Source organism: Rhizobium sullae (assembly GCF_025200715.1).
Classification (GTDB): Bacteria; Pseudomonadota; Alphaproteobacteria; order Rhizobiales; family Rhizobiaceae; genus Rhizobium; species Rhizobium sullae.
The window spans coordinates 2,209,482-2,221,473 of record NZ_CP104143.1; the positions used below are offsets into that span (position 1 = coordinate 2,209,482).

At 56.0% G+C, this 11,992-nt stretch carries 15 protein-coding genes; 4 read left to right on the forward strand and 11 right to left on the reverse strand.

All coding sequences use genetic code 11. The features are described from left to right. Positions 1-6 precede the first annotated feature (6 nt). From N2599_RS11305 to N2599_RS37815, 5 genes are all read right to left on the reverse strand, one after another. Positions 7-714, reverse strand: a complete 708-nt coding sequence (locus N2599_RS11305; RefSeq protein ID WP_245209210.1) for a class I SAM-dependent methyltransferase — start codon at positions 712-714, stop codon at positions 7-9. Further along, entirely contained in the window at positions 714-1,544 is an 831-nt protein-coding gene (locus N2599_RS11310; RefSeq protein WP_027508410.1) for a hypothetical protein, read from the reverse strand. The genes N2599_RS11305 and N2599_RS11310 overlap by 1 nt, the downstream gene beginning before the upstream one ends. After that, positions 1,534-2,205 (reverse strand): GNAT family N-acetyltransferase, encoded by a 672-nt coding sequence (locus N2599_RS37595; RefSeq protein WP_311319499.1) that lies wholly within the window; start codon positions 2,203-2,205, stop codon positions 1,534-1,536. The genes N2599_RS11310 and N2599_RS37595 overlap by 11 nt, the downstream gene beginning before the upstream one ends. Beyond that, a complete protein-coding gene (locus N2599_RS37600; protein ID WP_051336459.1) occupies positions 2,202-2,903 on the reverse strand; it encodes a GNAT family N-acetyltransferase in 702 nt (233 codons plus the stop codon). The genes N2599_RS37595 and N2599_RS37600 overlap by 4 nt, the downstream gene beginning before the upstream one ends. 153 nt (positions 2,904-3,056) lie before the next feature. Then, positions 3,057-3,371 (reverse strand): GNAT family N-acetyltransferase, encoded by a 315-nt coding sequence (locus tag N2599_RS37815; RefSeq protein ID WP_084606385.1) that lies wholly within the window; start codon positions 3,369-3,371, stop codon positions 3,057-3,059. Between the two features lie 498 nt (positions 3,372-3,869). On the opposite strand from N2599_RS37815, the gene N2599_RS11325 reads away from it, so the two are divergent. The 3 genes from N2599_RS11325 (at position 3,870) to N2599_RS11335 (ending at position 5,937) form a co-directional block, all read left to right on the forward strand. Then, entirely contained in the window at positions 3,870-4,124 is a 255-nt protein-coding gene (locus N2599_RS11325) for a VOC family protein (RefSeq protein ID WP_245209209.1), read from the forward strand. 232 nt (positions 4,125-4,356) lie between these two features. Continuing rightward, positions 4,357-5,058, forward strand: coding sequence for a GrpB family protein (locus N2599_RS11330; RefSeq protein WP_311319491.1), 702 nt, complete (start codon positions 4,357-4,359; stop codon positions 5,056-5,058). 231 nt (positions 5,059-5,289) lie between these two features. Then, positions 5,290-5,937: a class I SAM-dependent methyltransferase gene (locus N2599_RS11335; protein ID WP_245209208.1), complete on the forward strand. Its 648-nt coding sequence runs from the start codon at positions 5,290-5,292 to the stop codon at positions 5,935-5,937. A 12-nt stretch (positions 5,938-5,949) separates the two neighbouring features. On the opposite strand, the gene N2599_RS11340 is transcribed toward N2599_RS11335, so the two are convergent. Both N2599_RS11340 and N2599_RS11345 read right to left on the reverse strand, forming a co-directional pair. After that, positions 5,950-6,342 carry a nuclear transport factor 2 family protein gene (locus N2599_RS11340; RefSeq protein ID WP_037141059.1) on the reverse strand — a complete coding sequence of 131 codons (393 nt, stop codon included), beginning with the start codon at positions 6,340-6,342 and terminating at the stop codon, positions 5,950-5,952. A gap of 171 nt (positions 6,343-6,513) precedes the next feature. Continuing rightward, positions 6,514-7,098 (reverse strand): GNAT family N-acetyltransferase, encoded by a 585-nt coding sequence (locus N2599_RS11345; RefSeq protein ID WP_311319492.1) that lies wholly within the window; start codon positions 7,096-7,098, stop codon positions 6,514-6,516. 252 nt (positions 7,099-7,350) lie between these two features. On the opposite strand from N2599_RS11345, the gene N2599_RS11350 reads away from it, so the two are divergent. Further along, complete coding sequence (locus N2599_RS11350; protein WP_027508405.1) at positions 7,351-8,148, forward strand: class I SAM-dependent methyltransferase; 798 nt, start codon at positions 7,351-7,353, stop codon at positions 8,146-8,148. 104 nt (positions 8,149-8,252) lie between these two features. Here N2599_RS11350 and N2599_RS11355 read toward each other — a convergent pair whose 3' ends face one another. The 4 genes from N2599_RS11355 to N2599_RS11370 all read right to left on the reverse strand — a co-directional run bounded on the left by N2599_RS11355 (position 8,253) and on the right by N2599_RS11370 (position 11,492). Further along, positions 8,253-8,975, reverse strand: coding sequence for a GGDEF domain-containing protein (locus tag N2599_RS11355; protein ID WP_245209207.1), 723 nt, complete (start codon positions 8,973-8,975; stop codon positions 8,253-8,255). Between the two features lie 330 nt (positions 8,976-9,305). Further along, positions 9,306-9,566 (reverse strand): hypothetical protein, encoded by a 261-nt coding sequence (locus N2599_RS11360; RefSeq protein WP_027508403.1) that lies wholly within the window; start codon positions 9,564-9,566, stop codon positions 9,306-9,308. Positions 9,567-9,921: 355 nt separating this feature from the next. After that, positions 9,922-10,389: a GNAT family N-acetyltransferase gene (locus tag N2599_RS11365; protein WP_027508402.1), complete on the reverse strand. Its 468-nt coding sequence runs from the start codon at positions 10,387-10,389 to the stop codon at positions 9,922-9,924. Positions 10,390-11,087: 698 nt separating this feature from the next. Then, positions 11,088-11,492: a hypothetical protein gene (locus tag N2599_RS11370; protein WP_156915211.1), complete on the reverse strand. Its 405-nt coding sequence runs from the start codon at positions 11,490-11,492 to the stop codon at positions 11,088-11,090. Positions 11,493-11,992 lie beyond the last annotated feature (500 nt).

The following is an 11,992-nucleotide window of genomic DNA, read 5'->3' on the forward strand; positions in this document are numbered from 1 at the left end:
TGATGCTCAGAGCCAAAACGGCGTCAATTTCCTGAAGTCCGACTTCACCGGCGATTCCGGCAGCCGCAATGCACGCAGTCGTCCCGGCGTGCCGTTCGCAACTTCTTGCGACTGCCAACCCAAATTGGTCTCGAAATAGTGTGACGCCGTCGCTACCCCCGGCCACCAGTAATCATCGAGAACAACGAGTCCGCCGGGCCTTACCACGATCTGCAGGTAATAAAGGTCGATGAATACGTTGTGAAACACGTGGCTGCCATCGACGAACGCAGCATCGGCCAACAACCCCTCTGTGGCAAGCCGGGGTAGTGCGATTTGGGATTTTTCCCTCAACAACGCAGCGATACCGTCCAACTGGGCTGCACGGATCGCTTCCCAGCCAGCATTGCGAAACTCGCTTTCCTGGAACGGATCGAGAATTAAATGCCGTTTGCCGCCGACCGAAATCAGAGCCTCACCGATCGCCAGGGCCGAGCTGCCATACGCAAGGCCAATCTCTATAACCGTGTCGGGATTTTCGGCAGCCGTTACATCGCGAATTGCGTCGCAGTCGCGTTCGGGCAGTGTTACGTTTGCGAAATCGTCGACAGTGCGGGCGCGTGAAGGGCCATTAATGGCCAGTTTCCGCCGTACTTCTCGGATCGTATCGAGATGCGTCATCGCAGTAACTCTCCCTTCAGCGTGCATGGTCTCCAAATCCTCGGGCTCGCTCATCAATCGTCCTCGTCCCTCAGCTCAACCCATTTCCCGGAAGCCCTGTCTAGACCGAGAACGGTGGACTGCGCTGAACCCAGCGATTTCAGTTCGCGATCCGCCAGGTAGGGCAGCTCGATCCCGTAGGCAGTTGCCCGATCGAGAGCGTCTTGACCGCTGATCCCAAGCCTTCTGATGGCACGTTGGAGACTCAAGGCTCCAATGGCCCAGCCTTCGAGGGTCGTGCGCTCGTACTCCGGATGGCCCCTCTCGAACCGGCTGCGATTCTCCGTTCGATAGGCATTCACTGACTTCAATATGCTGGTTATCGCGTCCTCGTCGGACATATACCCAGCCTCGAACCCGGTCTTGCCCGGCCAATCCTCTTCATGCCACCACTTCGGACCTTTTGTGCGACTTTCATTCCCGCCGAGTTCGAACCGCCAATAGGCTCCCCGGGCTCGGAAATACCAAAATTGCCCGTCCAGCTGTCCTTCGGCTTGAACGGGGCACCAACCCGCCAGTTCGCCCAATGTGAAATCCTGCAAGGTTTCGAGCTTCTTCCTGGTTTCCCGCTCAAGCTTCAGGCGCTGCAGATCGAACAGCGCATCCTCGTCCTCTTTCTCGAAATCCAGATCGAAGCCCTTCGCTCGTGCGACCTCGAAGAACCCGTGAAGCTTTGGTCCTTCGGTTGGGCTCCAATGCTCACCCTCGCGACGGAAGCCTTCATTGTCAGCAGCTCGCTCGATGTCGCTGCGCTGCTCTGCGGAGGTGTCAGAGAACATGATGAAATGGGTGGGGGTGCCGTTAGCCCATTCCGTCCGCCAATGGATGGTCGGTTTATCTGCCATTTACGAGGTCCTCGAACAGCTTGCGGGCTTCGACGTCGCTCCGGCGATAAGATGGGAGGCGAGCATCCCTGATGCGCTTACGAACATGAAAGGTGATATCGCCATCCACGGGCTCATCGCCAAGGATCGCAGCGGCCTCTTCCGGCGAGAGGACGGCCTCGGCCGGTTCCGGGATGCCATTGACCCGCGCAAGCGCCTCCAAGCTTTTGTTTTCGTCGAGGCGCAGCATTTCCTCTGCAGCAGTGGCTGTCATGTAGCCTTGCGACCAGCTCCAAAGGATGTCGTGAACGGTCTTAGGGTTCACATGATCGAAAGTGATGTCGCCAAAGCTTGCAAGGTAGTAATCCGGGCGCTTTTGTGGCGGCTCCAGGTTTTCAAGAACAACCACCGCAGGCTGGTTGTAGCCCTCGGTGGCATCCGCCTCGAAACCGGACAAGACTTTGGTCATTAACGGATTACTTCTCGATCGGTCCATCATCGTCCAGCCAAGCTTGTCGTAGAAAGGGACGGCGTCGGGCGCAGCGTTCACCTCCAGACTGATAACACCCTGCTGCGCGGCGAAGGTTTCGAGCCCAGTCATCAGTACGCGTCCAAGCCCCTTGCGTTGGAACGCGGCCTTGATCGCAACCGTCCGCACCACGCCCTTGCTGTTAGACGTCAGATCGAGACGGGCGGCTCCAACTGGATTGTTCCCTGCAGAAGCAAGAGCGGGAAATGTCCATCCCGATGATCATCGGAATGATTCTCATCGTACCCGGACAACCCGCGATCCTCAAACAGCACGCGGCGGCGAATGGCATGATAAGCTTGCCAATGAGCATCAGCCGACACGCGCACAACCTCCAACGCCAGGCTTGCGACGTCGTCCCAGAGGTAAGCTATCTGATTAAAAGTGGCCGAACCAAGCGTGATCGGACCTGCCGCAGATGGTAACCCTCCTAGCCGCTCATAGAAGCTGCGATGCGGATTCTTTTTGAGTGCGACCACCGCCAAGCCCTTGCGGCCTGACCGCTTGAGGTCGGTAGCGACATACCTGAAGAGAATCGATCCAAGATGGTGCTGCTGGAATTCGGCCAATACGTAGATGGCGTAAACCTCGTTCTCCGACGGAAACGCCTCACGGCGCGTCGGCCCGCCACTGGCAAAACCGACAACGACATCATCTGAACAGGCGACATAATAAGTCACGCCCGGCCTGCCAAAGGTTCTGCGATGCCGTTGCTCCTGCTGATCGTATGACATCCCGTCCAGGAAATCGGCGGGCAAGATACCTGCAAATGTCGAACGCCACGCGTCGACAACGACTTTGGCGATCTTCGGGATGTCGCGTTCGTGAGCGGGGCGAATGTCGATAGACATAGTTGATCGCGTCCCTTTCAGGGCTCCTTCATTAAAGCAAGCCAGCGCGAACGTCTCGCGTGTGCTCTCCTGGCCGATATTAGTGACCGCGATCCTTTGCGCCCGAGTCGCCGCTACGGGAGACGGCCACAGTTTCATCATCTGACCGTGGCCTCAATTTGCTTTGAACTCAATGCGTTTCACTCCGACGCTAGTCCCGGTAGTGATCCTACGCCAGCGACTTTCGGAAATAGATGACCCGGGCCGTCTCGCAAAACACCAACTCTCATGCGCCTTGTGTGAGCGCCGGTTTTTGATCTCCGCGTCTGAGCAAAGCTCGTGAAACCCTTGCTCTTTCAAATCATCAGATATCGCATCGAGGAGTGGACGGCCGATACGGTGTCGACGGTGCATCGGATCAACCCAGATTCCTTCAAGGAAAGGGACCGATTGTGCTGTGCAGCGATTTGCGTATTCACGAATGCATATTTCGGCGAAACCAGGAAACGCTAAGGACTTTGCTCGCTCCGCCCAAGGATATCAGCCCGCTGGCAAGTTCCGGTAGCTGGCACGATGTCGAGCTTATCCCCGACCTTAAAACCATCACGAGGCGTGCCGATCTCAAAATTGTATCTGCATGCGAGGGGCTCCCCAGTGGGAGCAGTCCTTGAGAAAGAAAGTTCTGCCATCGTTATGATCTTCACCCCACGACGATTAACTTCCTCTTCCCAAACGGCTTCTATCGTCGCCACCGTGCGCTCAAAAGAGTGCAGTCGCCATAGATAAAGACCAAGAATGGCTATGCAGATCACCAATCCAACTAATGGAAACACGACTCTCATCACTGCGAGTTGTCGCGTCGCCTTTGCATCGTATGTTTGTCGAAGCATCACCACCCACCCTCGCATCAAGCGCAACTATGGAGGGTCTGTTCGATCCTTGCAATGAACGAACGTACTCGGCAGTGTGATGGGGACACCGCTTACGGTGTTTCGCGACGGCGGCCGCTTGAACTTACGAAAGGTCGGCGGCCCGGTGTTCGACAGCGATTTTCGAGCAAGGGAACGTGACGCGCTTTCGGCAACAATCATCATCGATGATCCGAAACCGCTATCCCTAGAGTATCAAAGCGCGGGCGTCACTTTTCACCAAGCGCTGAAGACTGAGCCCTGGGACACTCGCACATTCATCGTGCGCGACGTCGACGGAAATCTGATCGCGTTCGCAGGAGGCCAGAATTAGGCCGCCGATCGAAACTCGGCCGAGGTGTAGCTGGCGCATTCAGCAGGACTGGCCCGTGAGAGGGGGTTCGTCCCTCGTAAACGGAACGCTCTCATAACCGGCCCTGCATTCTCTTGCAGGGTCTGCCTGCAGAGGCGGCGCTCTTGCCCGCTCATTGCGGCGATAGATTGGCCATCCGCATTGCCTGCGCCAGCATCACGTTATTGCCGGTGCGCAAATTTGATTCCATAATTTGAACGGCGATATCCGACTCGATGCCAATTCCTGTTTTTCCGATGGCTTCATGGTCGCTGGACCTCGGCGTTTGAGCTTACCCACGCTTTACATTCTTGGATGTCATGAGGTGATTGCCGCAACCTGGACGCTATCGAAAGTCCAGATTGGTCGGTTGGCTTCCGACGAACGTCCGCAACAAGGGGGGGTCATGGCAGAGCGTGTGGAAATCGCTACATATGACAAACAGTGGCCCGGCCATTTTCGCGATATCGCGGCAAGCCTCCAGGCCCTGATCGGACTTGAGGTTATTGCCATCGATCATATAGGCAGCACTGCGGTTCCCGGCCTTTCAGCAAAGCCTCTGATCGACATTGACGTCACATTGCCAAGTCCTGAACATGTGTTGGCGGCCATCAGCACGATGGAGGACGCAGGCTATGAAAACCGTGGGAATCGTTATGAGCGGGACGTTTACGCATTCTTGATGACATCGACGAATCCCAAACGGCGGGTCTATCTACTGCCGCAGGGAAACGAAACGCATCAGAAACGTATAATTTTTCGAGACTATCTGATTGCGCATCCGCAGATCATGGCGGAATACTCGGCGCTCAAGCAAAAACTCGCACGAGAATATGCCTATGACGGTGATGGCTACACGCGGGCGAAAGCCGATTTTGTGAACCGTGTCGTCGCCACAGCTCGCAGCACCAGATGAAGAGCCCGCTGCGTTCGCGACACCGCTGGATTCCTCGTACGAAACAAGTTCATTGACACCACCGACTTCCATAAGGAGCACAGAGTGACCCTGGTATCCGAAACCGAAGTCGCCGCCCGCTGGAACGAAAACGCCGACCAATGGGCACATGATGTCCGGAACGGCTACGACACTTACCGCGACCTATTCACTTTTCCGGCGTTTCAAGCCTTTCTGCCAAGCATCGCAGGATTGGAAATCATCGATTTCGGCTGCGGTGAAGGCTCCAACACGAGGCGGTTCGCCGAGATCGGTGCGCGAATGACCGGCATCGATCTTTCCGAGAAAATGATTGGTCATGCACGGGAGGCTGAACACCACCTTCCACTCGGTATCCGATACGAGGTTGCATCCTACAGCCAGAACACCGGGTTCGAGGATGCCTCCTTCGATGCCGTCGTCTCGACCATGGCCTTGATGGACGGGCCGGATTTCCCAGCGGCGATGCGAGAGGCTTTCAGACTGCTACGGCCCGGTGGATTCATTGCGTTTAGCGTTCTGCACCCTTGTTTCATTACCCCGGGGTTACAGTGGCAGAAGGATATCAATGAAAAGCCGACCGGCTTGGTCGTTGCTCGATATTTCGACCAAACCAAGTTTGTCGAGAGTTGGCGCTTTGGTGACCGGCCGAGCGATGAGGACGTAGTGCTGTTTGAGGTGCCTCGCTTTCCCCGCACGCTCAGCGAATATCTCAACGGGATCGCCCAGGCAGGGTTTCGGATTGTTGACGTCCGTGAGCCGCAACCAACGCCCGAGGCGTGCGGGGCCGCACCCCGTTTCGCGAGATGGCGTGACTTGGCGGCGTTCGTGCTTATGATCCGGGCGGAACGAACCGAATGACGGGTGCCCGTTTCAAATTGACGGGTCTGTCATCACAGTTCCCTGGTGAAACAGCATTTTCCAGCCCAGATCAGAAAGCTTCCAGATTGAGCTGCGCAAAACATGTCGCTCAGACCCATCGCCCTTCGTGCGCCGGGTGCGATAGGTCAGCAACACCGCATCGGAAGAAATGAAGCTGAGTGCATAATCGTAGGTCAGCAATTCGCCAGCGTCTTCACCGTCGTTTTCCTGCACGAGAAGATCGATGATCTCCGCACGGCGATATGCCCTCCCCGAAGCTCCGAACTCAACAAACCCTTCCGCGAGAAGCGCTTCGACCGCCGTTCTTGAACGGCGTATTTCGGGACGGTGCAAGGCTTCTTCGAGAGACCGGATTTCATTCAGCAGGTCAGGTAAATTTCTCATGCCCCTCCCCCAAGCCCTGAACCACCAGCATCCACTTTCAGGCAGACTATCGGACATGCTCGACATCGAAATAAAAGCCAATCTCGGGAGCCTTTCGGCCGCCCAATTCGGAAAAGCTTTCGATGACAACGCGCAAAGGCCCAAATGCTCGCCTTGTATCCGATTTCCTCTTCACTCACCCTCGCCAGTGTTTCCGCACGCGACTCGTGGCGCATGCGGCGAAATGAATTCTCGGCTAAGCAAACCCATCATTATGTCATCGTGCCAATGTCCGTTAACAAATGCCGCCTCACGTTCACGACCTTCGACGATAAACCCGCACTTCTCATAGGCTCGGATGGCCCTCGCATTGTAGGCAAGCACGCGAATAGCGATCCGATGAAGCTCCATCGTCCCGAACGCGTGATCCAACAACAGCATGATCGCTTCGGTACCGAAGCCGCGCCCGAGCGACGCCGCATCGTAGATGCCTATCGCCATCGAGGCTCGACGATCCTGCGGATCAACTCTATCCAATCTGATCTCGCCGATAAGCACCCCTCCGGCTTCAATAACCCAGGCATGGGGATGCTGAATGAGCTTTTGCACCCATCCCGCTGCGCCTTCCACCGTTATTGGTCGCACGTCCTTTCGACTGACCCCGAACATCTCGACAATTTCTGGATTGTATCCCAATCGAAATCGAGCCTCGGCGTCGGCTACACGGGGTATGCGAAGTCTGACGTGCTGTCCTTCCAAGCTCGGTCGTATACTCAAGGCTTCCGTTCCCGCATAATTCCCCTGTCGAACCTATCCCATGTCGATGATGGTCCGGATCAACCCATACGCCCTCAGGCCCGCGTCTTCGACGATAACCTAGCTCCGCTCGACCCATCGGTTTTTCCCGGCGGTTTTTCTTGCTAAAAATTTCCGCGTCGTGCACTTTATACACGCAAATGTTGCAAAAGCCTATTCTTGTCACGTCGCAATGCTGTCGTACTTTGGCGAATTCGAGTTCAAGGGCTCCACATGTCATCTATAACCACAGGCAACGATAGACAGTATAGCGACAGCCGAAAGCTCGCCGCGCGAGCCCGCCTCAACCGGGAATATACGATTGCCGAAATCGGCTGGTTTGCATGGGTGGCAGGACAGCTACCCCTCAAAGCCGGAGATCGCATTCTTGATGTCGGTTGCGGTCCTGGCTGGTTTTGGGCGGCGGCGGTGGACAAGCTACCGGAAAGTCTGGACCTCACTCTTTCCGATCTCTCCCCCGGCATGGTGCAAGACGCGGTTGAGCGCTGCCAGCCATTGGCATTCGGTAGCGTCACAGGTCAACAAGCCGACGCGACTGCTTTGCCCTTCGTGGATGGCGCTTTTGATGCAGTCATAGCAATGCACATGCTCTACCATGTGCCAGACCAGTCGCAGGCCATCGCGGCAATGTATCGTGTGCTGAAGCCGGGCGGTTTCCTTGCGGTGACCACCAACGGGGCTGGCAACATGCGCAAGATGTATGAGCTGACGACCGTGTTCGGCAGTCCTCCGTATGATCCGGCCGGAGCTGCTTTCGGCTACGATACTGCTGAACGGCTCATGCAAGCCCATTTCGGAAATGTCGCCATGACGCAGCATCCTGCCCGCCTACGGGTAACTGAGCCGGAAGACGTGTTTTTGGCGCTCACGTCCTATCCGCCCGGTGACGAGGCCGACGAGGCGCAGGTTGACGCGTTTCGGGATGCCATCACCGAGGCATTTCGGGTAGGCGGCGGCGTGCTTGAAACCGAGAAGGAAACCGGCTTGTTTATCAGCCGGAAAGCGGCCTGAATATCACGAAGTTCCTGCAGACTGAAGAACGGGAATTTCGGCTTGCCGGTGAACTTGCTGGGCAAGATTCTCGACATTTTTTGAGCGATGGTGCAAGGCGACACTCACGCGGCCCTTGCAACATCAAGGATAACGCGGTTCCGGCCCTGCCGCTTGGCCTCATAAAGACAGGTATCGGCCTTGCGCATCAGATCGGCGAGCGAGGCTTCGGAAAAGTCGCTTGTAGTGCCGCCAATGCTGACAGTAAGGCGCAGCGTCGCCCCCTCCGACAGACTTAGCGTCGCGTTCTCTACTTCCTGGCGGATTCGTTCCGCGACCTGAATGGCATCATCTTTGTCGGCCGCGATCAGGATGGCACCGAATTCCTCTCCCCCGATCCGGCCAACGATGTCATCGCGCCGAACGGCGCGACAGATCGCCGAGGAGATTTGCAGGAGCGCCTGGTCACCGTTGAGATGACCGTAGGAATCGTTGATCTTCTTGAAGTGATCGGCGTCAATGATGAGAAGAGTACCCGTATCACGCTTGCGCCGCATGGCCTCAAGCGTTGCAAGAAAGGTCTCGCGGTTCAAGGTTCCCGTCATCTGGTCGACTCTCGACCGCAGGGTAAGTTCGGCATGGGCACGGGCAAGCGCCTCATGCGCCTCGGCGAGTTTTTCTCCCTGCCAAAACACGTAGCTGGCCACCGGCATGGAGATAACGGTCGGGATAACTGCGCAGTTGACCAAGATTAGCGCGTCGATTGGCATGCCGAAGGCGATCCTGGTGGAGAACGAAATCATGTACGTCACGATAATCGCCAGCAGGGTCACGAGGCTCGCTTTCAACAAGATTGTCTTGGTGATGCTGCGCATAGAGAAGTTGATAACGAAACTTCGTGAAATTGCTATTAAATCGGAAGCTAAGACTCGAAACGACGGCATTGCCCCGCTGAGGGACTCTGCCCTCCGCCTTCGTTGACGGCTTCAAGTCGTTCAAGGAAAGCACCGAAGACGTGGTCAGAGTTCGCGGGTACAGCGAACTCTGGCAGCGCCTGCAAGTGACGCACCATATCCTCGTCCGTTTCGAACGGGATATAGCGCAGCACGGATTCGTCTGGTTTCGATGTCATGCACCCGGAACAGAAAAATGGACGTTATTGTTCCGCCACTTGAACATTAAATATTATTAATTCGAAGCGAGCCCCGGACGTCGCACTTCCCGCAGCCGGTCCCATCGGCAAGCGACTTTCCAAACTCCACCCTTAGCCTTTCCAGGATTTCCTTCCGGGAGCGGCCCTGCGAATGCAGGTCTACCACCCGCGCGATAAAGCCCCGCTGATCTGGAGAAATCTTGAGTTCTTGGCATGCGTCCGTGATGATCCCCTGGAGCAGTTCGAGGTCGTCAAGATCAATCGCGAAATCTGAAAACAGGCCCATTTCCCACCTCCTCAGAGGCAGGGAGCGTCAATCATCTCCCAATTGGTCGTTACGCGACCAACAGAGCCACGATAGCGCGAATGCGTCCGCGATCCAGTGAATTTTTGGTCGTCTCGAACTACAGGCGGGATGGCATCATTTTCAAGCGGAGCCTGCCTACATCGAGATGGCCCGCATCCGGGCGGCGTCGCAAACGTTGCTATTACCGCCATCGCATTTGCGTGCTGCAAGCTTTTCCACATCGCCTATCGTAAAGGCGTGGCAATGGTAGAAGTCTCTGCCGTCCGGACGCCTCATCGGGTCAACCGGCCACGGTCGACTTCGCGCCATCAGCGCTTCATTAGTCGGATGATTTTTAGTCCTTCGGGACTAAATGGCGCTGCATGATGATAGTGCGCTCTTCACCATGATAGCTTTCTCGAATAGCCCGATAACCGAGGCCTGCGTAAAATTGCTCGGCTGTTACAGATGAAGGGACTGAGAGCGTCTCCATGCCCACCTCTCGCGCTGAATCCTCGACAGCAGCCATCAGTCGCCTTCCCACGCCTTGGCCTTGCGAAGCGGGAGAAACAAAAACTGTCCGGACAACGTCTCCCTCCAGACTAGCAGTTCCGATAACACGCCTACCTGAAACGGCTACGAAGACTTTTCGCCGACCTATCAGTGCAAGGACCGCAGTCGGAGAGAAGTTCTGTTCTATGCGCTCAATCACGGCGGGCGGGTAGTCCTTGGCATTACTCTCTCTCAGCGCCGTCACGATGACATCACTGATTGCGGAGGCATCGTCAGCATGCGCCGCACGTATTTGAAGACCCTTATCCATGCTTAAACCGTTACCTGGTGCGTCACGACAAGACAACGTCAGCTCTGGACCCGTGACGAGACCGTGGCTACGCCTCCGTTGCGCCAACACCGGCCATTGAACGTCAGAAGGAAATGATAATTTCACCCATCGGGCGGCTTTTAAGAAGGACCGCGTGATTGCCCGGCTCGTTGCCTTCGTCCAACTTGAACTTCAGGAGCTTCCCGGTCTGTCGCACGTCAATATTCTCAGACCTGTGCGAAACGAAACAATTCCCTATCCCACAAGAGACAATCGGCCGGACGAAAGCACCATCATAGCTGCTGAGCGAAAGATTGATGGCAGGTGCTTTGTGATCGACCAATTGGCATGGATATTTCGCGCATCACCTCGCCGTAAATCGGCTCTTGTTGGTTGACGAGGATGGCGTACCGAAACGCTCTGGCGGGAGCAGTCTCTTCGGCAGAAGCCGCGCCTCCGGTGACCAACAGCCCTGCACACAGCAGAAATGCGTTACAAGGCATAGGCAATCTCCGATTAGCCGGATTTCTGGTTCCATGAGAGTTCAACCAAAATATGGCTTTCGTAAAGAGCGGTTATCCGCAATGGGCCGACATCCACCGGAATGCGCCATGGGCTGGTCATTGCGACATCTGCAAAAACCCTATTCCGCCCAACATGATCGCCGGGCGAGAACTGGGGAATTTGCTTTCGGATTTTCACTTCCCTTGCGAAGCCTGTCCACCCAACACGTACCCTACGACGTGACCAACGGTCACTCCCATCGAGACAACGGCAATAGCCGCAAATACATTCACCCACTTGGCTAATGCGAGAAGCATGACCCAAAAAGTGAGCGCGAACGGGATCGTAAAACTTGAAATTCCCATGACGAAAAACAGCAGCACCCCAAGCGTGTTCGACACGTCTTGCAGCGGCGGGATTTCTGTAACAGCTAGAATCACAAAGCCGCCCAGCGACAAAGTGGCTGGCATCGCCAGCCTGGCTTGAAATGCCCGTGGTCCTATTCGCCGTTGCTTGCGCCGATGCCCTGTCGAGATCGCTGTCAAAACAAGCGCAATGGTTCCAAGCAGGCAGACGATGACGGTAGATTGCGTGAACACCCGTACCGGCCCCTTTCCATCTCGAATCGGATTGCTCCGGTCACCGTTCGCTGCTTGATAACTGTCTCTAGCGGCCACGTCGGGTAGTGAACTCGCCCGATATCATCTTTTGGGAGTGTACGAGGCATGTGATCGGGATGTGGTAAATGAAATCTCACGCAGCATAGCGCCTGCCGTGCGGTTCTCGATGTCGCCTTTGTGCCCAAAAACCAGACATTGCTGGCGCGAAATACATTTCTCAAAACGCATCGAATAGACGCGCTCTTGGCGAGCGCGATCATTTCAGGCATTCTTAGCGACGATGACACAGGCATTTGCAGCAACATGCGTCCGTAAGCTTGACGCACGACTTACGATCCCGGCCTCCTAATTGGAGCCGGGCCAGTTTTGCTGTTTGCCCTTTATATCCTTATGTGAGTTGTCATCCATGGACACCAGATCGTCCCAGCAGTCTCGTCGTACTCCCGCCGTCCGACACGGCGAAATGGCGCTGTGCATCG